A 24,862-nucleotide genomic window follows, 5' to 3' on the forward strand; every position below is an offset into this window, starting at 1 on the left:
AGCTTTGCATGGGTGTGGCCGGCCTCATGGAAGACTTCCGAAGCATGCAGCAATGCCTTGGAGGGAATGCAGCCGATATTGAGGCAGGTGCCGCCAAATGTATCGCGCTTTTCGATCACCGCAGTCTTCAGGCCGAGTTGTGCAGCCTTGATCGCACAGACATAGCCGCCAGGGCCCGTTCCGATGATGACGACGTCATATGACATGATTTAATCCTTCTCTTCTGACGCAACGCGAAACTATTGTTCGGGCACGCATTCTTTGAAACGGAAGACTTCCCACGGGAAAGTCTCCAAGGGCTTTTCAAGTTTGAAATTGAAACTGCTCATGGCGCCGGAGAAATCCGGCAAGAGCAATGCCTGGGCCGAGGGCTCCTTGGCCTTTGGCAGCAGCTCGGCATCGGCGCCTTCCTTCAAGGCGTAGACGACGCCTTTCCAGACGGTGCATTGCTGCAGCTCTGCACCTACCGCATCGCCTGCCGGGCACTTGTATGTGATGACGGCATTGGGCCTGCTACCATCCTTGTTCCAGGTGACAACACCGTCCATCTTCAGATCGCTGTCATTCATCTTGATGGTGAATTCATTGGTCGTGATCGCCGGCCCATCGTCGGGAACGCTTTTAAAGGTCAGCGTGTAGTCGTCATCCCGGTCCGTATAGACCGCATGGTCCTGCAGGCAGGCCGCGAAGGCTGGCGATGACAGGATCATGCCGAGCGCCGCAAGCAGGGCGACGCTGTTTCCAGGACGAAAGCTGGGCAATCTGATCATCCGTGTTCCTAGCTCGCCTGCTGCGTCGCGAGCTTGATGCCGAGGCCGATGAAAACCAGGCCGGTCACGCGGTTGAACCAGCGTCCCCACGCAACAAAACGGTCACGCACGGATTGCATGGTGAAGAACGTGGATACGGCGACAAACCAGGCAATAAGCGCGGTGGCCATGAACAGGCCGTAGGTTGCCTGCACCAGCGCCGGGGTTTCGTGGCTGACCAGCGCTGAAAACAGCGACAGGAAGAACAGGACCGGCTTGGGATTGAGCGCATTGGTGACAAATCCCATGAGAAAACAACGCCAGTCGGAAATATTCTTTTCCCCAGCGTCGCCGGCGATAGCTCCAGGTGCTTCCCCAGATGCTTCCATGCCGGGAGCGCGCAGAGCCTTGATGCCCAGATAGAACAGATAGGCAGCGCCTGCCCATTTCAGCATGCCGAAGAGAAACAGCGATTTGGACACCAGAAGGCCAAGGCCAAGAATGGTGTAGCTGATATGGAAGAGCAGCGAGGCACCGATGCCGAAGCTGGTCATGATGGCACTGCGGCGGCCATGCACGATGCTCTGGCGCACAACAATGGCGAAATCGGCGCCCGGCGAGACGATCATGATCGAGAAAACAGCCATCAGGCCGAGGAACTCATACATGTAGTGTGACATGCTTATTCTCCGGCAGGCGCTTCAAGCGCGGCGTTGAAGGCCCAGACATGACCAAAGGGATCACGAATACGGCCATAGCGGGCATTCCAGAACGTATCCTCAACGGGCATGATCACCGTCGCACCGGCCGCCACCGCACGGTTCACCGCCGCATCGACATCGGCGGGCTTGGCGAGATTGATGTTCAGCGCAACGCTCGCGCCGCCGCGGGTGACCGGCGATAAAACATCATTCTCACCGTCCGGGTTTTTGTATTCGGGAAATTCGTCATGCAGCATGATCGAGCCGCCAAACAGCGAGAGAGTGGCATGCAACACGCGCTTGCCATCATCGGTCAGTTGCCTGAAGGTATTTTCGGCACCAAAGGCCTTTTCGTAGAAGGCGATCGCTTCAATGCCGCCTTTCACGCAGATATGGGGTTCGACAGGTGGGAAATTCGGTGCAAAAGCCATTTTGAATCGCCTTTCATCACGTCAGTTTGTGATTGGGCCGCAAGACTAAATCAATCCGGTGCAATTCACCACACTGCAAAAACGGCCCTGCCCTGCCGGCAAGGCCGTTCTTCGCAATCTTACAGATCGAGAACCAGACGTTCCGGATCTTCCAGGCTTTCCTTGACCCGCACGAGGAAGGTCACGGCTTCCTTGCCGTCAACGATGCGATGATCATAGCTGAGGGCAAGATACATCATCGGACGGATAACGATCTGGCCGCCAACAACAACCGGACGGTCCTGGATCTTGTGCATGCCAAGAATACCGGACTGCGGTGCATTGAGGATCGGCGACGACATCAGCGAACCGTACACGCCGCCGTTGGAAATGGTGAACGTACCGCCTTGCATATCGGCCATCGACAGCGCGCCATCACGGGCAGCTCTGCCGAGACGGCCGATGTCCTTCTCGATTTCCGCAATCGACATCTGGTCGGCGTTGCGCACGACCGGCACGACGAGACCTTTGTCCGTACCGACGGCAACGCCGACATGGGCAAAGTTCTTGTAGATGATGTCAGTGCCATCGATCTCGGCATTGACCGCCGGGATTTCCTTCAGTGCATGCGTAACAGCCTTGGTGAAGAAACCCATGAAACCGAGCTTGACGCCATGCTTCTTCTCGAAGATTTCCTTGTAGCGGTTGCGCAGGTCCATCACCGCCGACATGTCCACTTCATTGTAAGTGGTCAGCATCGCAGCCGTGCTCTGGGCATCCTTGAGGCGGCGTGCAATGGTCTGGCGCAGGCGGGTCATTTTCACCCGCTCTTCACGTGAGGCATCATCAGCCGAAGAGGCCGGACGTGCCGCCTGCGGTGCCGGAGCAGCGGCAGGCTGTGCGGCAATGCCCTTGGCGACGGCATCAAGCACATCGCCCTTGAGAACCTGGCCGCGCTTTCCGGAACCCTCGACCTGCGAGACCGAAACGCCCTTTTCCGCCAGCAGCTTCGACGCTGCGGGGGACGCAGGCATCTCGCTCTCCTTGCGTTCCGTGATCGGCGTGTTGCCGGCAATCTGAGCAGCCTTGTTCTCGGCTTCTGCCGTTGACGACGCACCAGCGGCACCCGATGCCTGGGCGATGGCTTCGGGCTTGGCCTCTTCCTTCTTCGCAGAAGCGGCACCGGCACCGCCAATCATGCCGAGCAAGGCGCCAACCTCGACAGTATCGCCTTCCTTGGCGGTGATTTCCTCAAGGGAACCGGCAGCGGAGGCTGGAACCTCGATCGTTACCTTATCGGTCTCGAGTTCCACCAAAGGCTCGTCGACGGCAATCGCATCGCCGACTTTCTTGAACCATTTGCCAATGGTCGCTTCGGAAACGGATTCGCCCAGCGTTGGGACGCGGATTTCGGTTGCCATGATCTTGCTCTTCCGTTGATCTTCAGATGACTTCTGTTTGTTGTGGTTTAGGCGCCGAGGGCATCTTCAAGGAATGCTTCGAGCTGTGCAAGGTGTTTGGACATGAGGCCCGTTGCAGGCGATGCAGCGGCAGGACGTCCGGTATAGCGGACGCGCTGATGCTTGGCATCGATATGCGCCAGAACCCATTCCAGATAGGGGTCGATGAAGGCCCAGGCACCCATGTTCTTGGGTTCTTCCTGACACCAGACCATCTCCGCATTGCGGAAGCGGGACAGTTCCGTGATCAGCGCCTTGGCCGGGAACGGATACAGCTGTTCCACGCGCAGCAGGTAGACGTCATCGATGCCGCGCTTTTCGCGCTCTTCGTAGAGGTCGTAGTAGACTTTGCCGGAGCAGAGCACGACGCGGCGGATCTTGGAGTCCTTCTGCAGCTTGATCGGCTGATCCTTCAACAGCTGCGCATCATCCCACAGCAGACGGTGGAACGAGGAATCGCCGGTGAAATCACCGATGGAAGACACAGCCCGCTTGTGGCGCAGCAGCGACTTCGGTGTCATCAGGATCAGCGGCTTGCGGAAATCACGCTTCATCTGGCGGCGCAGGATGTGGAAGTAATTGGCAGGTGTGGTGCAGTTCGCCACCTGCATATTGTCTTCCGCACAGAGCTGCAGATAGCGCTCAAGACGCGCAGAGGAGTGTTCCGGTCCCTGGCCCTCATAGCCATGCGGCAGCAGGCAGACGAGGCCGGACATGCGCAGCCACTTGCGCTCACCCGAGGAAATGAACTGATCGAACACCACCTGGGCGCCGTTGGCGAAATCGCCGAACTGGGCTTCCCACAGGGTCAGCGCGCGCGGATCGGACAGCGAATAACCGTACTCGAAACCAAGCACGGCCTCTTCCGAAAGCATCGAATTGATGACTTCGTAGATGGCCTGGCCCTTCTGCAGGTTGTTGAGCGGGATGTAGCGCTGCTCGGTTTCCTGATCGTAGAGAACCGAATGACGCTGGCTGAACGTACCGCGTTCCACGTCCTGGCCGGACAGGCGGATCGGGTGGCCTTCGATAACCAGCGAGCCAAAGGCAAGAGCCTCGGCCATCGCCCAGTCGAACCCTTCGCCCGTTTCGATCATCTTGGCGCGGTTGTCCTGGAAGCGCTGGATCGTCCGGTGCACGTTGAAACCGGCGGGAACCTCAGACAGTTTCTTGCCGATTTCCTTGACCGTCTTCAAGGGAAGCCCGGTCTTTCCGCGGCGTTGCTCGTCGGCATTGTCGGCCGTGCGCAGACCGCTCCAGGCACCATCCAGCCAGTCGGCCTTGTTGGGCTTGTAATGCTGTCCGGCTTCGAATTCCTGTTCAAGCTTTTCGCGCCATGCGGCGCGCATGGCATCGACTTCCGCCTGATTGACCAGGCCTTCATCGATCAGCTTCTGCGAATAAAGCTGCACGGTGGTCTTCTGGCCACGGATCGTCTTGTACATCAGTGGCTGCGTGAACGCAGGCTCGTCGCCTTCGTTGTGGCCGAAGCGGCGGTAGCAGAACATGTCGATGACCACCGGCTTGTGGAAGGTCATGCGATACTCGGTGGCAATCTTTGCCACATAGACCACCGCTTCCGGATCATCGCCATTCACGTGGAAAATCGGCGCCTCGATCATCTTCGCCACATCGGACGGATAGGGCGAGGAACGCGACAGCCGCGGATTGGTGGTAAAGCCGATCTGGTTGTTGATGATGAAATGCACCGTACCGGCAACGCGGTGCCCGCGCAGGCCGGAAAGGCCAAGACATTCCGCAACCACGCCCTGGCCGGCAAAAGCGGCATCGCCATGCAGGAGCAGCGGCATGATCTTGGCGCGCTCGGACAAAGGCACCATGTCGTCGCGTTCGCGGCCGGCAAGGAGGTCCTGTTTGGCACGCGCCTTGCCCATGACAACCGGATTGACGATTTCGAGGTGCGACGGGTTCGCGGTCAGCGACAGGTGAACCTTGTTGCCATCGAATTCGCGATCCGAGGAAGCACCCAGATGGTACTTCACGTCGCCCGAGCCTTCGACATCATCGGGCGTATAGGAGCCACCCTTGAATTCATGGAAAATGGCGCGGTGCGGCTTGGCCATGAACTGGCTGAGCACGTTCAGGCGGCCGCGATGCGCCATGCCAAGGACGATTTCCTTGAGACCCATCGATCCGCCGCGCTTGACGATCTGTTCGAGGGCCGGAATGAGCGATTCGCCGCCATCAAGACCGAAACGCTTCGTGCCCTTGTACTTGACGTCAATGAACTGCTCGAAACCTTCAGCTTCGACCAGCTTGGAAAGGATGGCCTTCTTGCCTTCAGGCGTAAATGCGACGCCCTTGTCCGGGCCCTCGATGCGTTCCTGAATCCATGACTTTTCCACGGGATCGGAAATATGCATGAACTCGACGCCAATGGTCGAGCAATAGGTGCGCTGCAGGATGTCGAGCATCTGCGGGATCGTCGCATATTCGAGACCCAGCACATTGTCGATGAAGATCTTGCGGTCGTAGTCGGCGGGCGAGAAGCCATAGCTCTCGGGGGAAAGCTCGTTGTAATCTTCCTTCACCTCAGCCAGACCCAGCGGATCGAGCTTGGCATGCAGGTGGCCGCGCATGCGGTAGGCGCGGATCATCATGATGGCGCGGACCGAATCGCGGGCAGCGTGGATGATGTCCGCATCGGAAGCAGCCTTGGCAACAGGTGCAGCCGCGCCGTTGGCCGACTTTGCCTTCAGCTTGTCGGTGATGTGCTTTTCGACTTCACCCCAATTGCCGTCGAGCGCCGAAACCAGTTCGCCGTTGCCGGCAATCGGCCAGTTCGGCTTCTCCCAGGAAGCGCCCTGCGCGTTCTTGATGACATCGGCCTTGCTGTCGTTGAGGTTGGCAAAGAATTCCTGCCATTCGGGCCCGACTGAATTCGGATCCTGCTCATACTGCGCATGCAGTTCCTCGATATAGTGAGCATTGCCACCATAGAGAAATGATGTGAGCGCAAAAATGTCGTTGGCCTGTTCTTGACGTGCCATGTGTGTGACCGGAGCACCCGCTCCGTCTCCCTTGATGAGAGCATCCGGGACATCGTGTCCCGGAACACTCTGGGTTGAGGTTTCCGGCCCTTGCCGGGAAATCCCCCTGAATTGATCAGGGCGAAGAGCCGCCCCGATCCGTCTTGATCCTTGCCGCAGGCGGAAATCCGCCCGCTTGGGTTTTAGCCCTTGAGGACTTCAACCAATGTCTTGCCGAGCTGCGCCGGTGACGGCGACACACGGATGCCCGCCGCTTCCATGGCAGCGATCTTGTCTTCCGCGCCGCCCTTGCCGCCGGAGATAACCGCACCCGCATGGCCCATGGTGCGTCCGGGAGGAGCCGTACGTCCGGCAATGAAACCGGCCATTGGCTTCTTGCGGCCGCGCTTGGCTTCATCCGCAATGAACTGGGCTGCATCTTCCTCAGCCGAGCCGCCGATTTCGCCGATCATGATGATCGACTTGGTGGCTTCGTCAGCCAGGAACATTTCCAGGATGTCGATGAACTCGGTGCCCTTTACAGGATCGCCGCCGATACCGACTGCCGTTGTCTGGCCAAGGCCTTCATTGGTTGTCTGGAACACTGCCTCATAGGTAAGTGTGCCGGAGCGGGATACAACACCCACCGAACCCTTCTGGAAGATATTGCCCGGCATGATGCCGATCTTGCATTCTTCCGGGGTAAGCACGCCGGGGCAGTTCGGGCCGATCAGGCGCGAGGCGGAACGCTCGAGGCGGGCCTTGACGCGAACCATGTCGATGACCGGAATGCCTTCGGTGATGCAGATGATCAGCGGGATTTCCGCATCGATCGCCTCGATGATGGCTTCGGCAGCACCTGCCGGCGGCACATAGATGACCGAGGCGTTGGCACCGGTGCGATCCTTGCCTTCGGCAACCGACGCAAAGATCGGCAGCTGGGCGCCGGCACCGGTCGGCAACTTGCCTTCCCAGGTCTCGCCGCCCTTTTTCGGGTGGATACCACCAACCATCTGGGTACCGTAATAGGCCAAAGCCTGTTCGGTGTGGAATGTTCCGGTCTTGCCGGTCAGGCCCTGCACGAGAACCTTGGTGTCTTTGTTGACGAGAATGGACATACGAGACCTTTTCTATTGGTGATCGACAGGCACGATACGGCGGTAGACACCGCTGACGACGTCCTGCCAGATGTCGCTTCCGGCCGGTGCAAATTCCACACGCAACCGGAACCGGTCTTGATCTTCGAATTGATAGCGGCTGCGGGCCTTGCCGCGTGGTGACGACTTTTCCAGAACCAGTTCGTCGCCGGCCCATGTGCCCGTCGCCGGAGCGGGCGGGACAAAGCCGACGGTATCGAACTGATACAGCTTGTAGGTGCCGTCCTTGACATCGAAGCCGAAAATGTTCCGGGCTTCGAATGTCGTCTGGCCATCGCGAACCTGACGATAGGTCTGGTTCAGAAACAATCCGCCGAGATCGCTCTCGGCGGAAAGATATCCCTTCGCCGCCCCGGCACTGGTCCAGGGCGTGGCCGAAACCTGCTCGTCGCCTTCAAACGAACCCAGAAGGGCCTGAAGACGTTGATGCTCCGGTCGAAGGGGCGATGGGGTGGTCATCGGCGCGCTCTTTAGCCCTTGACTGCCTTGACGATCTTCTGAGCGGCGTCATCGAGATCATCGGCGGAAACGACGTTGAGGCCGCTTTCATTGATGATCTTCTTGCCGAGCTCGGCATTGGTGCCTTCAAGACGGACAACCAGCGGAACCTTCAGGCCCACTTCCTTGACCGCAGCAATCACACCCTCGGCAATCACATCGCACTTCATGATGCCGCCGAAAATGTTGATCAGGATGCCTTCAACCGCCGGATCGGCCGTGATGATCTTGAACGCAGCCGTCACCTTCTCCTTGCTGGCGCCGCCGCCAACGTCGAGGAAGTTCGCAGGCTCCGCACCATAAAGCTTGATGATGTCCATCGTTGCCATGGCAAGACCGGCACCATTGACCATGCAGCCGATGTTGCCGTCGAGAGCAACATAGGCCAGGTCATACTTGGAGGCCTCGATTTCCTTGGCGTCTTCTTCCGTGGTGTCACGCAGTTCAACCACGTCGGGATGACGGAACAGTGCATTGCCGTCGAAGGAAACCTTGGCATCGAGAACACGCAGACGGCCATTGGTCATGACGATCAGCGGATTGACTTCGAGCAGGCTCATGTCCTTCTCGGTGAACGCCTTGTACAGGATCGGGAACAGCGATTCACCATCCGTCCGGGCTTCGCCGGTCAGCCCGTACGCATCGTTGATCTTGTTTATGTCATCTGCCGTCACGCCCTTTTCGGGATCGATCGCCACGGTGATGATCTTTTCCGGTGTGTCGTGCGCGACAGCTTCAATGTCCATGCCGCCTTCCGTGGATACCACGAAAGCCGGGCGGCCGACCGTACGGTCAACGAGGATCGACAGATAAAGCTCGCGATCAATGTCCGCACCGTCTTCGATGTAAAGGCGGTTGACCTGCTTGCCGGCCGGGCCGGTCTGCTTGGTCACGAGCGTGTTGCCGAGCATTTCCTTGGCATTGGCAACAACTTCTTCGACCGACCTGGAAAGGCGGACGCCGCCCTTCGCATCGGGACCGAGTTCCTTGAACTTGCCCTTGCCGCGGCCGCCCGCATGGATCTGGCTTTTCACCACGTAAAGCGGACCCGGCAGCGTCTTTGCCCACTCTTCCGCCTGCTCGACGGAATAGACGGCAACGCCATTGGCAATCGGCGCACCGAAGGAGTGGAGCAGGCGCTTGGCCTGATATTCGTGAATATTCATCAGTTAACTTCCTCTACGAAAAATCCGGTGCGTGCACGGGATCGTTTCAGAACGTTCAGGCCGAATTACTTGAGGTTCGGCGCGATGGCGATGCAGGCTTCGCAAAGACCGGCGACAGAAGCCACCGAGTTTTCGAACGCCTTTTCTTCGGTCTTGTTGAGATCGATTTCGATGATGCGTTCCACGCCGCCGGCACCGATGATGACCGGAACGCCGACATACATGTCCTTGACGCCGTACTGGCCGGAGAGATGCGCTGCGACAGGCAGAACACGCTTCTTGTCCTTGAGGAAGGCTTCAGCCATCTGGATTGCCGACGAAGCCGGGGCATAGAAGGCCGAACCGGTCTTCAGCAGGCCAACGATCTCCGCGCCGCCGTCACGGGTGCGCTGAATGATCTGGTCGAGCTTTTCCTGGCTGGTCCAGCCCATCTTGACGAGATCCGGCAGCGGAATGCCGGCAACGGTGGAGTAACGGGCGAGCGGCACCATCGAATCGCCATGGCCGCCGAGAACGAAGGCAGTGACATCTTCCACCGAAACCTTGAATTCATCAGCGAGGAAATAGCGGAAGCGCGCGCTGTCGAGAACGCCAGCCATGCCGACGACCATGTTCTTCGGCAGGCCGGAGAATTTCTGCAATGCCCAGACCATCGCGTCGAGCGGGTTGGTGATGCAGATGACAAATGCGTTGGGCGCGTACTTCTTGATGCCCGCGCCAACCTGTTCCATGACCTTGAGGTTGATGCCGAGCAGATCGTCACGGCTCATGCCGGGCTTGCGTGGGACACCGGCGGTCACGATGACCACATCCGAACCCTCGATCGCCGAATAGTCATTGGCGCCGACGAGCTTGGCGTCAAAATCGTCAACCGGTGACGACTGGGCAATATCGAGCCCTTTGCCCTGAGGAATACCTTCTGCGATGTCGAAGAGCACGATGTCACCGAGCTCCTTGAGCCCGATCAAATGTGCCAATGTGCCACCGATCATGCCTGAACCGATGAGGGCGATTTTGTTACGTGCCATGCTGGTTACTTCCCTGATCTGAAGTCTGGACGGACGCCAAAGGACATCGACGACACCGGGCACAGCCCGCGATCATGCGCCTTTGCGTTGGGACGTTCGAATATTCCTCTTTCAAAAATAACTCAACCAAAAATTTTCCCCTCAATAAATTCAATCGTTTAGATTTGATGGGATTTACGTAAACGTCAATTGGATTTAGCTTGGGGAAGGTTTTTCTGGCATTATCTAACATAGGCAACATATCAAAATGATGAAATAAGGGCGACCCGTATCACAGTCATTTGATAGCCCGCTCAGGCTTCCGAGGATATCGGCATTTCCTGCGCCTGCGCTGCTTCGCTCAGGTACTCCTCGCTCTGCATTTCAAAAAGCCGGGATGCGGTGCGGTCGAACTCGAAAGCTTCGGTGCCGCGCTTGGCTTCATAAAGCTTGTCCGGTGACGCCGCCGCAGAAATCACCACATGCACGTGGTGATCGTACAAAATGTCGATCAGGATAATGAAACGCTTGGCCTCGTTGCGCCTGGCATAGTCGAGAATCGGCACATCATCGATGAAGATGGTCTGGTAGCGCGCAATGATGGCCGCATAGTCAAGCGCGCCCAAAGGCTTCGAGCAGAGATCGGCAAAGCCAAAACGCGCCGCATGCCGTGCCGCCCGCGGCACCATCACATTGTGGCCTTTGACTTTGAAATGGTCTTCTGAAACGGCAGCACCTTCGGTTGCGGTGTGCCAGGCTTCATCCATTCCCTGCTTTGTCGCGTCGGACAAAGGCGAGAGATAAACCGGCATGCGGTTGAGCTTCTCCAGCCGGTAATCCGTGCGGGCATCCAGATTGACCACATCGACATGGGTCTTGAGCAGGTCGATGAACGGCAGGAACAGCTGGCGGTTCAGACCATCGCGATAAAGATTGTCCGGCTCCACATTGGACGTCGCAATGAGCACAACACCGCGCTCGAACAGTGCCCTGAACAAACGCGACAGGATCATCGCATCGGCGATATCCGTGACGGTGAACTCATCGAAACACAAAACCCAGGCCTGTTCCGCCAGGGCATCGGCAACGGGCGGGATCGGATCGTCCTGCTTCGTCTCGCCGTTCTTGTGGGCCTTGCGATGCGCATTGATGCGCTCGTGCACATCAGCCATGAAGTCAAGAAAATGCGCCCGGCGCTTGCGCTTGGCCGGAACAAGCTGATGAAACATGTCCATCAGCATGGTTTTGCCGCGTCCCACCTCGCCAAAGATATAAAGGCCCTTGATTATCTCGTGCCGCGGCGAACGGCGGCTGAACAGCCAGCCCAGCGCACTGGACTTGGTGGCAAGCCGTTTTGTCGCCAGCTCGCGTATCAGCCGGTCGAAACGGTCCGCCAGTTGCTCCTGTGCCGGATCGGCAGCAATATCCCCCGCCTGCACCAGCGAATCGTAGCGCTCGCGCACGGAGGGAAACACTTTCAGATTATCGTGCGACATGCGGACTGCAGTCTCCGGACGTGTGCAGCCGCCGAATTCGCGCTGCACACTCCCATTTCGGGCTTAACGCGACAGGCTCAGATTCTGCCCGCCGGAGGTCTGGCCATCAAAGCGTGACGACCCTGAGGAGTAAAGCCGCGCGACCGTTCCACCTGCAGCATCATACAGGGTGAGCTGCTTGCCGCTCACGGCCCAGGACGAAAGATTGGCCAGTTCACCCGGGCAACGCAACGGACCGGCGCGATAACCCTGACCGAACTTGGTCTGCGGCGTTGCGATCTTGCAGGACTGACCGGCCAGAGAGGCGTTCCAGACGCCGGCCACACTGCTGGCCGTCACATCAGGGGCGTTTGCCGGCGGAAGCGATGCGACCTGCGTGCCCTGGGCGGCAGGCGCAGCACCGCTACCGGTGGTTGGTGCTGTTGGAAACTGATTGGCGCCGCCGGGCGGCGGTAGCTGGCTCTGGGTCACGGTTCCGGACGGCGCAGACTGCAAGGGCGCAGGCCGGGGCGTTACGCGGTCCATACCATCATTGTCAAAGCGCGTACTCTGGCAGCCTGCCAGAACCATGCCGACAGCGGCAACGGCCAGCAAATTGACGTTCAAAGTCCCCATAGTCTTACTCTCCATCTACGCATCAAACAGAAAAAATGCGATTCGACTTGGCATTGTCACCCGCGATACAAAGGATATCGCAGCGAAATTTCAACCCGCCAGACGGCAAAACAGGCCTGTTTCCGGCCCGCCGCCGCGGCAGAAGCATCAAAAACTCCCTGAACTGGTAATATCGCCACACTATCCAGAGCTATTCCCGTTCGGCCCGAAGCCATAACCTTACGCAAGTCAACCATTTTAAGGTGAATAAAGTCTTATGATGGCAATATGGGGTGATGACAGAAAAGTGTGAGGAGCCCCATTGAGTTCCGTTGGCGGCAGGAGTATTTCTTGAGTATGACACTCATGAATAAAACACCACAAAGAATTCGCCATGAAACGCGCCTGCGTCTTCTCGATGTGCAGGACGTGAAACATCTGACACCGCGCATGGTGCGCGTCACCCTTGCCGGCGACCAGCTGGAAGGATTTGTCAGTGCCGGTTATGGCGATCACATCAAGGTTTTCTTCCCACCTGCCGGCAGCGGGCCGATTGTTCCCGTGCTCGGCCCCGATGGGATCAGTTTTCCCGAAGATAAGCCGCGACCAGAGATGCGTGACTACACACCGCGCAGCTATCATAAGGCATCCAACACCCTTGATGTCGATTTCGTGCTGCATGGTGACGGCCCCGCATCCACATGGGCAGCCCAGGCCAAACCAGGCCAGCAGATCGTCATTGGCGGCCCTCGCGGATCGATGATCATTCCCGATGCCTATGACTGGTACTTCCTGGCAGGTGACGAGACGGCCCTGCCCGCCATCGGGCGCCGCCTCGAAGAACTGCCGGCCACGGCCCGCGTCGTCGCAGTGATTGAGGTCGAGGATAAAGCCGAAGAACAGGATCTCAAGACCAGCGCCAATGCCGGGATCGTCTGGGTCCACCGCAATGGTGCGGAGGCGGGTAACAATGAGCTGTTGCTGCGAACGATTGAAAGCCTGACATTGCCCGAGGGCGATTGCTACGCCTTCATCGCCTGCGAAAGCGGCATATCCAAATCCATCCGCAACCATCTGGTCGAGCAGCGCGGGTTCAACGGCGAGTGGGTGAAAGCGGCTGGCTACTGGTTGCGCGGCGTGGCGGACGCTCACGAACCCCACTGACAATCATCTTTGCGTTGCCGGGCTGAGAGGGCTGGGGTAGGGTTTATGCCCTCCCCACAAGGATCAAGACCATGTCCCAGCCGCAAAACACGCGCATCGTCCTCGCATCCAGGCCACAAGGTCCGGTAAAACCTGATAATTTCCGAATCGAAACCGTACCGGTTCCCGCGCCTGGCAATGGTGAGGTCCTGCTCAAGATTCTGTTCCTGTCTCTCGATCCCTATATGCGCGGCCGTATGGACGACGCGGTGTCCTATGCGGCTCCGGTTGCCGTTGACGGGGTCATGGAAGGCGGAACCGTTGCGGAGGTGATCGAGAGCAAACATCCCGGTTACAAACCTGGCGATATCGTTCTCTCCCATTCCGGCTGGCAGAGCTACGCCCTCTCCGACGGTACCGGTCTGCGCAAGCTCGATCCGGATGCCGCGCCACTGTCAACGGCTGTCGGCATTCTCGGCATGCCGGGTTTTACAGCCTATGCGGGACTCCTGACTATCGGCCAGCCCAAGCCCGGCGAAACCGTCGTTGTCGCCGCCGCCAGCGGGCCGGTGGGATCGACGGTCGGCCAAATCGCCCGAATCAAGGGTGCACGGGCTGTCGGCATTGCCGGCGGCGCAGACAAATGCGCATTCGTCCGCGACGAACTGGGGTTCGATGTCGCGATTGACCACCGCGCACCCGATTTTGCCGAACAGCTGCAACAGGCCTGTCCGAAGGGTATCGACGTTTACTTTGAAAATGTCGGCGGTGCAGTTTGGGACGCGGTTTTCCCGCTGCTCAACACGTTCGCGCGTGTACCGGTCTGCGGTCTGATCGCACAATATGACGGCCTTGACCTTTCCGGCAAGGATCGCCTGCCGGCGCTCATGCGCGACATCCTGAAGAAGAGCCTGACTGTACGCGGTTTCATCCAGCGTGAGTTCATTGATCAGCGACCGGTCTTCCTTGAAACCATGAGCGGCTGGCTGCGCAACGGCGAAGTCAAGTACCGTGAGGACATTGTCGATGGGCTCACCAATGCTCCGGAAGCTTTCATGGGGCTTCTGAAAGGGCATAATTTCGGCAAGCTGGTGATCCGGGTCGCCTGACGCCGGACAGGGTCGAATGCCGGTGATACAGCTTTGATACGGCTGGCACTGGCAATTCTTCACCTTTTCCGCCATATAAGCCCTCTATCGGCATCGGAATGGCTATACAGGCTGACGGAAGCATGGCAGTGCGCACGCAATTTGCAAAGATGAACGGGCTTGGCAACGAGATAATCGTTGCCGACATGCGTGGCCGTACGGATCATGTTACGCCGGGAGCCGCCATTGCGCTCAATGGCGATCCAGCCACCAAGTTCGATCAGATCATGGCAATCCATGCGCCGCGCACCCAGGGTACGGAAGCCTATATCGAGATCATCAACTCTGACGGCACCCAGGCACAGGCCTGCGGCAACGGCATGCGCTGTGTCGTCCAGGCGCTTGCCGCCGAAACCGGCAGGCGCGAATTTACCTTCGAAACCATCGCCGGAATTTTGACGGCTCATGAACATGCCGACGGCATGATTTCCGTCGATATGGGCAAGCCGCGTTTCGGCTGGCAGGACATCCCGCTGGCTGAAGCCTTCCACGACACGCGACAGATCGAATTGCAGATCGGGCCGATTGATGCGCCCGTCCTGCACTCCCCTTCCGTCGCAAGCATGGGCAACCCGCACGCGATCTTCTGGGTCAATCAGGATGTATGGACCTATGATCTCGAACGTTTTGGCCCGCTGCTCGAAAATCACCCGATTTTCCCCGAACGCGCCAATATCTCGATTGCCCATGTGACCAGCCGCAATGCCATGACCCTGCGCACCTGGGAGCGCGGTGCCGGGCTGACCCGGGCCTGCGGTTCGGCCGCCTGTGCTGCGGCCGTTTCCGGCGCCCGCACGGGCCGCACCGAGCGAACCGTGACAGTCACAGTGCCTGGTGGTCCCCTGGTGATTGAATGGCTGGACAACGACCATGTCATGATGACCGGACCCGCCGAATGGGAATTTTCCGGCTCGTTCGATCCACAGAGCGGTCAATGGCAGCGGGACGAAACAGCGCCATCGCAGGGAGCCGCCTGATGGCTGTGGATGTCGTCACATTTGGCTGCCGCCTCAACACCTACGAATCCGAGGTGATGAAGCGCGAAGCCGACGCCGCCGGGCTTGGCGCGCTGGAAAATGGTGCGATCATCTTCAACACCTGTGCCGTGACCAGCGAAGCCGTACGGCAGGCGCGGCAGGCAATCCGCAAGGCACGCCGCGACAATCCGCAGGCCCGCATCATTGTCACCGGCTGCGCCGCCCAGACCGGAGCCGACGAATTTGCCGCCATGGACGAGGTTGATCTCGTTCTCGGCAACGAGGAAAAACTCAAATCCAATTCCTATCGCATGCTGCCCGATTTCGGTGTCAACCAGTTCGAAAAGGTGCGCGTCAACGACATTATGGAGGTGCGTGAAACCGCATCGCACATGGTCGATGCCATCGAGGGCCGGGCACGGGCCTTTGTGCAGGTGCAGAACGGCTGCGATCATCGCTGCACCTTCTGCATCATCCCCTATGGCCGCGGCAATTCCCGGTCCGTACCGATGGGGGGCGTGATCGAACAGGTCAAGCGGCTCGTCGGCAACGGCTATAACGAAGTGGTCCTCACTGGCGTCGACATGACGAGTTACGGCCCCGACCTGCCGGGCAGCCTGCGCCTTGGAAAACTCGTAAAAACCGTTCTCGGCCAGGTACCCGACCTGAAGCGCCTGCGCCTTTCATCCATCGATTCGATTGAAGCGGATGATGATCTGATGGAGGCACTGGCTACGGAAACCCGCCTGATGCCGCACCTGCATCTGTCGCTGCAGTCGGGCGACAACATGATCCTGAAGCGGATGAAGCGTCGCCATTTGCGCGAGAACTCCATCGAGTTCTGCGAAAATGTTCGCAAGATCCGCCCCGATATCGTGTTCGGCGCGGATATCATTGCCGGTTTTCCTACCGAGACCGATGCAATGTTTGAAAACTCCATCGGTATTGTCGAGGAATGCGGCCTCACGCATCTGCATGTCTTCCCGTTCAGCCCGCGCGAAGGCACGCCTGCAGCGCGCATGCCGCAGGTGAACCGGCAGATCGTCAAAGCCCGCGCTGCCCGGCTGCGGGCGGCAGGCGAGGCCGCTTATCGCTCCCACCTCGACCGTCTTGTCGGCACGAACCAGCGCATACTCGTCGAACGCGAGGGGCTTGGCCGGACCGAAGGGTTTACCCTCGTCGGTCTGAATGGCGGGGCACCCGGCGAAATTATTGAACGGCCGATCAGCGGGCATGACGGCGACAGGCTGCTGGCCGCGGACAGCGACCGGCACGCAGCGTAATCACAACGAGCAAAGCAGCATTCATGGCTCTGGGTTTTATCAAAAAGATATTTTCATTCGGCAAGAAGGAAGTCGACGAGGTTCCGGCCGAAGCACCTGCCCCCGCGCTCGAGGCACCCGTTCATCCGACCATCGAACAGGTGTATGAGGACACGACGGCACAGGAAGCCCTGCCCGTTCCTGGCGAGGCAGAGCCGGTCGAGACCAAATTTGTTGAACCTGTGCCGGTTGAAGAACCAGCGCCGGTTGCGGCCGAGCCGGAACCTGAACCGGTTTTGGCGCCAATTGTACCGGAGACAATATTGGCCGAGCCTGAACCGGTTGTTCCGCCGGTCGAGGAAGAGCTGCCCATTCCGTTCAATGCCGCGGAAGAGCCGTTTGAACAGACGCTGGCAGAAGCGCTGACACCGCCCGTACATGTGCCGGAACCTGTCATCGACGTACCTGCACCGGTGGAGCCGGTTGCACCAGCCAAGCCCGCTTCATCAAAGGTAACGGTCACCAGGACCGTCGAGGAGAAGAAGGCCGAAGAGCAGGTCAGCGCCGAGCCAGAGAAGCGCCTTACCTGGTTCGAACGGCTGCGCAAGGGCCTGGCCCGCTCATCCCAACAGCTGGGCGATTCCATCGGCGGCATCTTTACGCGCCGCAAGCTCGATGAAGACACGCTGCAGGATCTCGAAGATGTGCTGATTCAGGCGGACCTCGGCATGGAAACCGCCATCCGCATCACCGGTTCCCTGAGCGCCACACGTTACGGCAAGGATATCAGTTCGGAAGAAGTCCGCACCATCATGGCAACGGAGATCGAAAAGGTCCTCGGGCCGGTTGCCAAGCCGCTGGAGCTCGACCTTTCGCACAAGCCGCATGTCATTCTGGTAGTCGGCGTCAACGGCACCGGCAAGACCACAACCATCGGCAAGCTAGCGGCCAAGCTCACCGCAGGCGGCCTCAGCGTCATGCTGGCGGCCGGCGATACATTCCGCGCAGCGGCGATCGAGCAATTGCATATCTGGGGCAAGCGCACCGGCGCACCGGTGGTTTCGTCGAAGCTTGGTGCGGATGCGGCCGGACTTGCCTATGATGCCTGGAAACAGGCGAAGGAGGCCGGAAGCGACGTCCTGATCATCGACACGGCCGGACGCCTGCAGAACCGGACCGAACTGATGGACGAACTTGCCAAGATCGTCCGCGTCCTCGGCAAGAACGATCCCGAAGCACCGCATACCGTGCTGCAGACACTGGATGCCACCACCGGTCAGAATGCCCTCAATCAGGTCGAGATTTTCAAGAATATCGCCGGCGTCAATGGCCTCGTCATGACCAAGCTCGACGGCACGGCGCGCGGCGGCATTCTCGTTGCCATTTCAGCCAAGCACAAATTGCCGGTCTATTTCATCGGCGTGGGCGAGCAGGTCGATGATCTCGAGCCCTTTGCCGCCAAAGATTTTGCCAAAGCCATCGCGGGAGTTGCATGATGGATCAATCCGTATTTGAACGGGATCCGTCCGATCCCAAGCGCAAGGAAGTCACACCCCTTCTCAAGCTGGTGCTGGAACTCGGACCGCTGATGGTCTTCTTCTTCGCCAATTCCCGCGGCGAATGGCTGATCGAACGCTTTCCCGTGCTGGCCAATATCGGCGGGCCGATTTTCATCGCCACCGCGCTGTTCATGATTGCAACCGTGCTGGCGCTTGCCGTGTCGTGGATATTGATCCGCAGCCTGCCGATCATGCCGCTGGTTTCAGGCATCGTGGTACTGGTGTTTGGTTCCCTGACGCTTTGGCTGCACGACGAAAACTTCATCAAGATAAAGCCGACCATCATCAATGCCCTGTTCGGAGTGATCCTGCTGGGCGGTCTCTATTTCGGCAAATCGCTTCTCGGTTATGTGTTCGACAGTGCCTTCAAGCTCAATCCCGAGGGCTGGCGCAAACTCACCCTGCGCTGGGGCATATTCTTCCTATTCCTGGCCGTTCTGAACGAAGTGGTCTGGCGCAGCTTTTCGACGGATTTCTGGGTTGCCTTCAAGGTCTGGGGCACCATGCCGATCACCTTGCTGTTCACCTTCGCGCAAATGCCGCTGGTGATGAAACACTCGCTTGAGCCACTCGCAGGCAAAGGCGCGCAGGGCAAGGAAAAATAGCCGGTCTTAAGGCTTCAGCGCCTTTTCAACAGCAGGCATCAGATCATCACGGATCGATGCCTCGCTGAAAGGTCCGACGTGCTTGTAGAGAATGGTGCCGGCGCGACCGACAAGGAACGTTTCCGGCACGCCATAGACACCCCATTCGATCCCGGCCCGGCCGCTCGCATCAACACCGATCATGTCGAACGGATTGCCAAGTTCACCCAGGAATTTCAGAGCGTTTTCGTCCTTGTCCTTATAGTTGAGACCGGCGATACGAAACCGCTTGTCCTTGGCAAGCTGCATCAACAGTGGATGTTCTGCACGGCACGGCACACACCACGAGCCAAAGACATTGACCAGTGTCAGTTGGCCCTTGAATGCGGAGGGATCGATACCCGGAACCGGTTGCCCGCCCCTGGTCAGTCCCGCCAGAGCCGGAAGGGTCAGGTTCGGAGCTGGCTTGCCGATCAATGCCGACGGGATGACGCTTTCGTCTCGCCCAAGCGCGAGCTGAAAGGCAAAGATACCGGCCAGAACCACAAAGAGCAGCAGGGGCAGGAATGCAAACAGCGAGAAGCGCCGGTGTGGAGCCTGCCCTTTAATATCCGGCCCGCTCACGATGCATTATCCGTTCGCGCCTCGGAGCGGCGGCGAACGCCGCGGGTTTCCAGTTCCTGCAGTGCGAGGCGCTGCGTGCGCTGATCGATCAGTATCCAGCCGACGAGTGCCACGAGGACCGCGATGGACACGCCGTAGGATGCAAGGACGAAAGCCGTATGGGTCATGATGACACTCCCCTCCGTTCCGCACTGCGAGCCGCAATGCGGCGCATGGCGACAACCCGTCTGCGCCAGATCTCATTGCGCATCGCCATGATGTGCAGGGTGAAGAACAGGAGCGTGAAGCCGACGGCCATCACGAGAAGCGGCCAGAGCAATGAAGGATGAATGGTTGGTCCGCCCATGCGGATAACCGACGCGGGCTGATGCAATGTGTTCCACCAGTCGACGGAGAACTTGATGATCGGAATGTTGATGAAGCCGACCAGCGTCAGGATGGCCGTGGCCTTGGAGGATTTTGCCGGATCGTCCATCGCACGGGTCAGCGCAATGATACCAAGATACATCAGGAACAGCACGAAAACCGACGTCAGCCGCGCATCCCACACCCACCATGTGCCCCACATGGGCTTGCCCCACAATGAGCCGGTAATCAGGGCGAGAGCCGTGAAAGCAGCGCCAATGGGTGCCGCTGCCTTGGCTGAGACATCCGCCAGCGGGTGACGCCAGACCAGCGTTCCGATGGCTGAAATGCTCATGACCGTATAGCACATCATCGACAGCCAAGCGAAAGGCACGTGGATGAACATGATTTTGACGGTCGAGCCCTGCTGGTAGTCATCGGGCGCCTGGAAAGACATCCACAATCCGGCAGCCAAAACCAGCAATGTGATCCCGACAAGCCATGGCAGCACGATCCCGGCAAAATTGATGAACCGGGTCGGATTGGCCAGATCGACCCAGCGTCCGGCTTTTGAAGCAGCGTCACTCATGGCGATTTCTTAGCTTCCCGGACTTAGTTTCGCAATTCACCATCACATGATCCTCCCAAGCCCGAAAAGATCGTGCGTCGCGCAGCCCATGTCAATCAGCCGATGATTTCAATGCGGCAGCAGCGGCCAGTGGCCCAATGACCGCAAAGAACAGTGTAATTGCAACGAGAATCAGAAAGGGCGCGACAAATGGCGCGGGGTCTTCCACCGCGCCATAGGCTGCGGACACCCCGAAGATCAGCACGGGAATGGTCAACGGCAGGATGATCACCGATACGAGCAGGCCGCCGCGCGGCAATGCCACGGCAACCGCGGCGCCGACTGCTCCGATCAGCGTAATGGCCGGTGTGCCGACGAACAGCGTCAGGGTTGTCGCCCCGATAGCCGCCGGCTCCATGTTCATGAACAAACCGAGCAAGGGGGAGGCAATGACCAGAGGCAGCACACATGTGCTCCAATGCGCCAGGCATTTCACCAGAACGGTCAACGCCAGCATGTGCCTGTCCGACGCCATGATCAGCAGATCGAGAGATCCGTCATCGCGATCGGCCTGAAACAGCCGGTCGAGACCCAGCAGCGTCGCCAGAAGCGCGCCGATCCACAGCATCGCCGGTCCAATTCGTGCAAGAAGCTTCAAATCCGGCCCGACACCGAACGGCACGACGGCGATAACGGCGAGAAAGAACAATATCCCGATCAGCACGCCCCCGCCGGCACGCAGACCCAACCGGGTGTCGCGGAGAAACAGCGCAAGCATCAGATGCCGTTCCTTCCCATCACGAGTTCCTGGGCACCGTCCAATCCCAGCGGCAGATGGGTCGCGGCGATGACGATGCCCCCGCCGGAAAGATGCGCATGCATGACACCGGCGAACTGACCCTCCGATCGCTTGTCGAGGCCCGCCGTCGGCTCGTCCAGAAGCCAGACCGGACGGCGGCTGATCAGAAGCCGCGCAATACTGGCACGCCGTTTTTGCCCGGTGGAGAGATAGCCGAACGGCAAATGGCCGATATCGCCGAGCTGGACGCGGTCCAGCGCTTCAGCAATTGTATAGTCGCCGATGCCGTTGAACGACTGCCAGAAGTGCAGATTCTCTTCGACGCTCAGGACGGGTTTCATGGCGTTGAGATGGCCGAGATAGTGGCAGGCGGAAACAAGCCCATCGAAACCCGCTGGCGCGTCGTCAAGCCGGATACGGCCTTCGGCTTTGTCCAGAAGTCCGCCGATGATTCGCAGGAGCGTCGACTTGCCGGCCCCGTTTGGCCCGGTGATCATCAGTGCCTCTCCGCCCGTGACGGCAAAGTTCAGTCCGGAAAACAAAATCTCCCCGCCCCGCTCCCCTGCCAGATTTTCGGCGACTAACCGCATGAAGTTCCCGCTCTTGTTAACCCCGACGTGCCGCCCGGAATGACCCTGTGCATTTCGACGCAGTCTCAAATTTTGACGAATGTCGGTCTGGCACAGATCGATGAAAATCTCTATATAGCAGTCAACCATGCCAGCGGTCGGTATGGAAACCATTTTTGGCCGATCTTCAATACAGGCGCCTTTACGGACCTGTAGCGGGACGGACAGCGGAAATGACTGCACCCGCACCTTAGCGCGTCCTTGAAACGCGGCAAAGGCGTTCGTCCCGGGTGAGGCCAGTAGCATAAGGACGACGCAACATGTCTCAAATCGACAGTTTCAAATGCCGTAAAACCCTATCCGTAGGGGATAAGGAATATGTCTATTACAGCTTGACCGAAGCTGAGAAAAACGGCCTGGAAGGCATTTCCAAGCTTCCCTTCTCCATGAAAGTGCTCCTCGAAAACCTGCTTCGCTTTGAAGACAACCGCTCGGTTTTCAAGAAGGACATCGAAAACGTTGCCAAATGGCTTGTTGATCGCGGCAGTGCGGGCGCTGAAATCGCCTATCGCCCAGCCCGTGTCCTCATGCAGGACTTTACCGGCGTTCCAGCGGTTGTGGACCTTGCCGCAATGCGCGATGCCATGGTCAACCTTGGCGGCGACCCGGAAAAGATCAATCCGCTCGTCCCGGTTGATCTGGTTATCGATCACTCGGTGATCGTTGACGAGTTCGGCAATCCGCAGGCTTTCAAACGCAATGTCGATCTCGAATACGAACGCAATGGCGAGCGTTACCGCTTCCTGAAGTGGGGCCAGCAGGCGTTCAAGAATTTCCGCGTTGTTCCTCCGGGCACAGGCATCTGCCATCAGGTCAACCTTGAATATCTGGCCCAGGCAGTCTGGACCAAGGAAGAAGACGGCGTCACCGTCGCCTATCCCGATACCTGCGTTGGCACTGATTCGCACACGACCATGGTCAACGGCCTTGGCGTTCTGGGCTGGGGCGTTGGCGGCATCGAAGCAGAAGCGTCCATGCTGGGCCAGCCGGTTTCCATGCTTTTGCCTGAGGTCATCGGCTTCCGCCTGACCGGCAAAGTCAAGGAAGGCGTAACAGCAACCGATCTCGTGCTTACCGTGGTTCAGATGCTGCGCAAGAAGGGCGTTGTCGGCAAGTTCGTCGAGTTCTTCGGCCCCGGTCTTGAGAGCATGACGCTGGCTGATCGTGCCACCATCGGCAATATGGGTCCGGAATATGGCGCCACCTGCGGCTTCTTCCCGATCGACCGTGAAACCATCAACTACATGCACATGTCCGGCCGCGACGAAGAGCGTCTGGCTCTGGTCGAAGCCTATTCGAAGGCACAGGGCATGTGGCGCGAACCCGGCTCGGCCGATCCTGTATTCACCGACACGCTGGAACTCGATCTTGGCACCGTCGTTCCATCAATGGCGGGTCCGAAGCGTCCGGAAGGCCGTATCGCCCTTGAGGGCATTGCCGCCGGTTTCCACGAATCGCTGCAGAAGGAATACAAGAAGACCACGCAGCTTGATGCCCGCTATCCGGTTGAAGGCGAAGACTATGATCTCGGCCATGGCGACGTCGCCATTGCGGCGATCACCTCCTGCACCAATACCTCGAACCCGAGCGTGCTGATTGCAGCCGGCCTTCTCGCCCGCAACGCCGCTGCCAAGGGTTTGAAGTCCAAGCCTTGGGTGAAGACATCGCTGGCGCCGGGCTCGCAGGTTGTTGCCGCCTATCTCGAGAACGCCGGCCTGCAGGTTGAACTCGACAAGCTCGGTTTCAATCTGGTCGGTTTCGGCTGCACCACCTGCATCGGCAATTCCGGCCCGCTGCCAGCACCGATCTCCAAGACCATCAATGACAAGGGTCTGATTGCTGCTGCCGTGCTTTCCGGCAACCGCAACTTTGAAGGCCGTGTTTCGCCGGACGTTCAGGCGAACTACCTGGCATCTCCGCCACTGGTTGTTGCCTATGCCCTGGCCGGTTCGGTCACCAAGGACCTGACAACCGAGCCGCTTGGCGAAGATCAGAACGGCAACCCGGTGTTCCTCAAGGACATCTGGCCGTCGTCGCATGAGATCCAGGAGTTCATCACCAAAAACGTCACCCGCAAGCTGTTCGCGTCCAAATATGCGGATGTGTTCAAGGGCGACCAGAACTGGCAGGACGTCAAGGTACCGGCTGGCCAGACCTATGCATGGGATGACAACTCGACCTATGTGCAGAACCCGCCTTACTTTGTCGGCATGGGCAAGACACCCGGCACCGTCAACGATATCAAGGGTGCGCGTATCCTCGGTCTCTTCGGCGACAAGATCACCACCGACCATATTTCTCCGGCCGGTTCAATCAAGGCAGCCTCGCCTGCGGGCAAGTACCTCACCGACCACGGCGTGGCACCCCTGGACTTCAACCAGTACGGCACGCGTCGCGGCAACCATGAAGTGATGATGCGCGGTACCTTCGCCAATATCCGCATCCGCAACCACATGCTTGGCGAAAATGGCCGCGAAGGCGGTTACACGATCCATTACCCCTCGAAAGAGGAAATGCCGATCTATGATGCCGCCATGCAATACCGCAGCGAGAACGTCCCGCTGGTGATCTTTGCCGGTATCGAATACGGCAATGGTTCATCGCGTGACTGGGCAGCCAAGGGCACGAACCTTCTCGGTGTTCGCGCTGTGATTTCCCAATCCTTCGAGCGTATCCATCGTTCGAATCTCGTCGGAATGGGTATCGTCCCCTTCGTGCTGGAAGAGGGTACAAGCTGGCAGTCGCTTGGTTTGAAGGGCGACGAGACGGTTTCCATCGAAGGCCTAGCCACGATCCAGCCGCGTCAGAAAACCCATGCCACGGTGACGTTCGCCGATGGCACGGTCAAGCAGGTGCCATTGATCTGCCGTATCGATACAATCGATGAGCTGGAATACCTCAAGAACGGCGGCATCCTGCAATACGTGCTGCGCGATCTCGCCGCCTGAAGCAGCGAAAATCTCTGAAATCATGGGCCGCCGGGCAACCGGCGGTCT

Annotated in this window: 24 protein-coding genes; 7 read left to right on the forward strand and 17 right to left on the reverse strand. The window is 58.8% G+C overall.

Annotated features, from left to right (window positions below; translation table 11 throughout):
• From ACTJJ7_RS08670 to ACTJJ7_RS08725, 12 genes are all read right to left on the reverse strand, one after another.
• The coding region (locus ACTJJ7_RS08670) for an FAD-dependent oxidoreductase (RefSeq protein WP_440966582.1) at nt 1-206 on the reverse strand (206 nt) is incomplete at its 3' end.
• A 33-nt stretch (nt 207-239) separates the two neighbouring features.
• Nucleotides 240-770, reverse strand: a complete 531-nt coding sequence (locus tag ACTJJ7_RS08675; protein WP_440966584.1) for a hypothetical protein — start codon at nt 768-770, stop codon at nt 240-242.
• An 8-nt stretch (nt 771-778) separates the two neighbouring features.
• On the reverse strand, nt 779-1,429 hold the full coding sequence (locus ACTJJ7_RS08680; RefSeq protein ID WP_440966586.1) for a LysE family translocator: 651 nt from the start codon (nt 1,427-1,429) through the stop codon (nt 779-781).
• Nucleotides 1,430-1,431: 2 nt separating this feature from the next.
• Nucleotides 1,432-1,881: a VOC family protein gene (locus tag ACTJJ7_RS08685; RefSeq protein WP_105734205.1), complete on the reverse strand. Its 450-nt coding sequence runs from the start codon at nt 1,879-1,881 to the stop codon at nt 1,432-1,434.
• A 119-nt stretch (nt 1,882-2,000) separates the two neighbouring features.
• Nucleotides 2,001-3,281, reverse strand: coding sequence for a 2-oxoglutarate dehydrogenase complex dihydrolipoyllysine-residue succinyltransferase (gene odhB, locus ACTJJ7_RS08690; RefSeq protein WP_105734204.1), 1,281 nt, complete (start codon nt 3,279-3,281; stop codon nt 2,001-2,003).
• A gap of 47 nt (nt 3,282-3,328) precedes the next feature.
• A complete protein-coding gene (locus tag ACTJJ7_RS08695; RefSeq protein ID WP_105734203.1) occupies nt 3,329-6,331 on the reverse strand; it encodes a 2-oxoglutarate dehydrogenase E1 component in 3,003 nt (1,000 codons plus the stop codon).
• A 182-nt stretch (nt 6,332-6,513) separates the two neighbouring features.
• On the reverse strand, nt 6,514-7,428 hold the full coding sequence (gene sucD / locus ACTJJ7_RS08700) for a succinate--CoA ligase subunit alpha (RefSeq protein WP_105734202.1): 915 nt from the start codon (nt 7,426-7,428) through the stop codon (nt 6,514-6,516).
• A 12-nt stretch (nt 7,429-7,440) separates the two neighbouring features.
• Nucleotides 7,441-7,926 carry a DUF1579 family protein gene (locus ACTJJ7_RS08705; protein ID WP_440966589.1) on the reverse strand — a complete coding sequence of 162 codons (486 nt, stop codon included), beginning with the start codon at nt 7,924-7,926 and terminating at the stop codon, nt 7,441-7,443.
• An 11-nt stretch (nt 7,927-7,937) separates the two neighbouring features.
• Nucleotides 7,938-9,131, reverse strand: a complete 1,194-nt coding sequence (gene sucC / locus ACTJJ7_RS08710; RefSeq protein WP_105734200.1) for an ADP-forming succinate--CoA ligase subunit beta — start codon at nt 9,129-9,131, stop codon at nt 7,938-7,940.
• 65 nt (nt 9,132-9,196) lie between these two features.
• The gene (gene mdh / locus ACTJJ7_RS08715) at nt 9,197-10,159 is read right to left on the reverse strand and encodes a malate dehydrogenase (protein WP_130271272.1); all 963 of its coding nucleotides are present in this window, start codon (nt 10,157-10,159) and stop codon (nt 9,197-9,199) included.
• A 293-nt stretch (nt 10,160-10,452) separates the two neighbouring features.
• Nucleotides 10,453-11,634, reverse strand: coding sequence for a cell division protein ZapE (gene zapE / locus ACTJJ7_RS08720; protein WP_105734198.1), 1,182 nt, complete (start codon nt 11,632-11,634; stop codon nt 10,453-10,455).
• A 63-nt stretch (nt 11,635-11,697) separates the two neighbouring features.
• Entirely contained in the window at nt 11,698-12,249 is a 552-nt protein-coding gene (locus ACTJJ7_RS08725) for a protease inhibitor Inh/omp19 family protein (RefSeq protein WP_105734197.1), read from the reverse strand.
• Between the two features lie 336 nt (nt 12,250-12,585).
• On the opposite strand from ACTJJ7_RS08725, the gene ACTJJ7_RS08730 reads away from it, so the two are divergent.
• From ACTJJ7_RS08730 to ACTJJ7_RS08755, 6 genes are all read left to right on the forward strand, one after another.
• Nucleotides 12,586-13,392 carry a siderophore-interacting protein gene (locus ACTJJ7_RS08730; protein WP_440966843.1) on the forward strand — a complete coding sequence of 269 codons (807 nt, stop codon included), beginning with the start codon at nt 12,586-12,588 and terminating at the stop codon, nt 13,390-13,392.
• Nucleotides 13,393-13,463: 71 nt separating this feature from the next.
• Nucleotides 13,464-14,480 (forward strand): NADP-dependent oxidoreductase, encoded by a 1,017-nt coding sequence (locus tag ACTJJ7_RS08735; protein ID WP_440966593.1) that lies wholly within the window; start codon nt 13,464-13,466, stop codon nt 14,478-14,480.
• Nucleotides 14,481-14,602: 122 nt separating this feature from the next.
• A complete protein-coding gene (gene dapF, locus ACTJJ7_RS08740) occupies nt 14,603-15,496 on the forward strand; it encodes a diaminopimelate epimerase (protein ID WP_440966845.1) in 894 nt (297 codons plus the stop codon).
• Nucleotides 15,496-16,779 (forward strand): tRNA (N(6)-L-threonylcarbamoyladenosine(37)-C(2))-methylthiotransferase MtaB, encoded by a 1,284-nt coding sequence (gene mtaB, locus ACTJJ7_RS08745; RefSeq protein ID WP_440966595.1) that lies wholly within the window; start codon nt 15,496-15,498, stop codon nt 16,777-16,779. Before dapF ends, mtaB begins: the two co-directional genes overlap by 1 nt.
• A gap of 23 nt (nt 16,780-16,802) precedes the next feature.
• The gene (gene ftsY, locus ACTJJ7_RS08750) at nt 16,803-18,254 is read left to right on the forward strand and encodes a signal recognition particle-docking protein FtsY (protein WP_440966597.1); all 1,452 of its coding nucleotides are present in this window, start codon (nt 16,803-16,805) and stop codon (nt 18,252-18,254) included.
• Complete coding sequence (locus ACTJJ7_RS08755; RefSeq protein WP_440966599.1) at nt 18,254-18,922, forward strand: septation protein A; 669 nt, start codon at nt 18,254-18,256, stop codon at nt 18,920-18,922. The genes ftsY and ACTJJ7_RS08755 overlap by 1 nt, the downstream gene beginning before the upstream one ends.
• A gap of 6 nt (nt 18,923-18,928) precedes the next feature.
• Here ACTJJ7_RS08755 and ACTJJ7_RS08760 read toward each other — a convergent pair whose 3' ends face one another.
• The 5 genes from ACTJJ7_RS08760 to ccmA all read right to left on the reverse strand — a co-directional run bounded on the left by ACTJJ7_RS08760 (nt 18,929) and on the right by ccmA (nt 21,827).
• Complete coding sequence (locus tag ACTJJ7_RS08760; protein WP_105734190.1) at nt 18,929-19,525, reverse strand: DsbE family thiol:disulfide interchange protein; 597 nt, start codon at nt 19,523-19,525, stop codon at nt 18,929-18,931.
• Nucleotides 19,522-19,692 carry a heme exporter protein CcmD gene (gene ccmD / locus ACTJJ7_RS08765; protein ID WP_130271284.1) on the reverse strand — a complete coding sequence of 57 codons (171 nt, stop codon included), beginning with the start codon at nt 19,690-19,692 and terminating at the stop codon, nt 19,522-19,524. The genes ACTJJ7_RS08760 and ccmD overlap by 4 nt, the downstream gene beginning before the upstream one ends.
• Nucleotides 19,689-20,459 (reverse strand): heme ABC transporter permease, encoded by a 771-nt coding sequence (locus tag ACTJJ7_RS08770; protein ID WP_105734188.1) that lies wholly within the window; start codon nt 20,457-20,459, stop codon nt 19,689-19,691. The genes ccmD and ACTJJ7_RS08770 overlap by 4 nt, the downstream gene beginning before the upstream one ends.
• Nucleotides 20,460-20,550: 91 nt before the next feature.
• A complete protein-coding gene (gene ccmB, locus ACTJJ7_RS08775) occupies nt 20,551-21,216 on the reverse strand; it encodes a heme exporter protein CcmB (protein WP_105734187.1) in 666 nt (221 codons plus the stop codon).
• Entirely contained in the window at nt 21,216-21,827 is a 612-nt protein-coding gene (ccmA, locus tag ACTJJ7_RS08780) for a heme ABC exporter ATP-binding protein CcmA (protein ID WP_440966601.1), read from the reverse strand. Before ccmA ends, ccmB begins: the two co-directional genes overlap by 1 nt.
• A gap of 299 nt (nt 21,828-22,126) precedes the next feature.
• Between ccmA and acnA the strand changes: the two genes are divergently transcribed.
• Nucleotides 22,127-24,814 carry an aconitate hydratase AcnA gene (gene acnA, locus ACTJJ7_RS08785; protein WP_105734185.1) on the forward strand — a complete coding sequence of 896 codons (2,688 nt, stop codon included), beginning with the start codon at nt 22,127-22,129 and terminating at the stop codon, nt 24,812-24,814.
• Nucleotides 24,815-24,862 lie beyond the last annotated feature (48 nt).

The sequence above is a fragment of the Phyllobacterium sp. 22229 genome (assembly GCF_052056495.1).
GTDB classification, from domain to species: domain Bacteria; phylum Pseudomonadota; class Alphaproteobacteria; order Rhizobiales; family Rhizobiaceae; genus Phyllobacterium; species Phyllobacterium myrsinacearum.

Excerpts from the sequence above, each read along its gene's own strand:
- zapE (WP_105734198.1), bottom strand. The coding sequence starts at position 11,634 with ATGTCGCACGATAATCTGAAAGTGTTTCCCTCCGTGCGCGAGCGCTAC.
- sucD (WP_105734202.1), bottom strand. The coding sequence starts at position 7,428 with ATGTCCATTCTCGTCAACAAAGACACCAAGGTTCTCGTGCAGGGCCTG.
- ACTJJ7_RS08675 (WP_440966584.1), bottom strand. The coding sequence starts at position 770 with ATGATCAGATTGCCCAGCTTTCGTCCTGGAAACAGCGTCGCCCTGCTT.
- ccmD (WP_130271284.1), bottom strand. The coding sequence starts at position 19,692 with ATGACCCATACGGCTTTCGTCCTTGCATCCTACGGCGTGTCCATCGCG.
- ACTJJ7_RS08770 (WP_105734188.1), bottom strand. The coding sequence starts at position 20,459 with ATGAGTGACGCTGCTTCAAAAGCCGGACGCTGGGTCGATCTGGCCAAT.
- mtaB (WP_440966595.1), top strand. The coding sequence starts at position 15,496 with ATGGCTGTGGATGTCGTCACATTTGGCTGCCGCCTCAACACCTACGAA.
- ccmA (WP_440966601.1), bottom strand. The coding sequence starts at position 21,827 with ATGCGGTTAGTCGCCGAAAATCTGGCAGGGGAGCGGGGCGGGGAGATT.
- ACTJJ7_RS08730 (WP_440966843.1), top strand. The coding sequence starts at position 12,586 with ATGACACTCATGAATAAAACACCACAAAGAATTCGCCATGAAACGCGC.
- ACTJJ7_RS08735 (WP_440966593.1), top strand. The coding sequence starts at position 13,464 with ATGTCCCAGCCGCAAAACACGCGCATCGTCCTCGCATCCAGGCCACAA.
- mdh (WP_130271272.1), bottom strand. The coding sequence starts at position 10,159 with ATGGCACGTAACAAAATCGCCCTCATCGGTTCAGGCATGATCGGTGGC.
- ACTJJ7_RS08725 (WP_105734197.1), bottom strand. The coding sequence starts at position 12,249 with ATGGGGACTTTGAACGTCAATTTGCTGGCCGTTGCCGCTGTCGGCATG.
- ACTJJ7_RS08680 (WP_440966586.1), bottom strand. The coding sequence starts at position 1,429 with ATGTCACACTACATGTATGAGTTCCTCGGCCTGATGGCTGTTTTCTCG.
- ACTJJ7_RS08755 (WP_440966599.1), top strand. The coding sequence starts at position 18,254 with ATGGATCAATCCGTATTTGAACGGGATCCGTCCGATCCCAAGCGCAAG.
- ACTJJ7_RS08705 (WP_440966589.1), bottom strand. The coding sequence starts at position 7,926 with ATGACCACCCCATCGCCCCTTCGACCGGAGCATCAACGTCTTCAGGCC.
- acnA (WP_105734185.1), top strand. The coding sequence starts at position 22,127 with ATGTCTCAAATCGACAGTTTCAAATGCCGTAAAACCCTATCCGTAGGG.
- ftsY (WP_440966597.1), top strand. The coding sequence starts at position 16,803 with ATGGCTCTGGGTTTTATCAAAAAGATATTTTCATTCGGCAAGAAGGAA.
- sucC (WP_105734200.1), bottom strand. The coding sequence starts at position 9,131 with ATGAATATTCACGAATATCAGGCCAAGCGCCTGCTCCACTCCTTCGGT.
- ccmB (WP_105734187.1), bottom strand. The coding sequence starts at position 21,216 with ATGCTTGCGCTGTTTCTCCGCGACACCCGGTTGGGTCTGCGTGCCGGC.
- ACTJJ7_RS08695 (WP_105734203.1), bottom strand. The coding sequence starts at position 6,331 with ATGGCACGTCAAGAACAGGCCAACGACATTTTTGCGCTCACATCATTT.
- odhB (WP_105734204.1), bottom strand. The coding sequence starts at position 3,281 with ATGGCAACCGAAATCCGCGTCCCAACGCTGGGCGAATCCGTTTCCGAA.
- dapF (WP_440966845.1), top strand. The coding sequence starts at position 14,603 with ATGGCAGTGCGCACGCAATTTGCAAAGATGAACGGGCTTGGCAACGAG.
- ACTJJ7_RS08685 (WP_105734205.1), bottom strand. The coding sequence starts at position 1,881 with ATGGCTTTTGCACCGAATTTCCCACCTGTCGAACCCCATATCTGCGTG.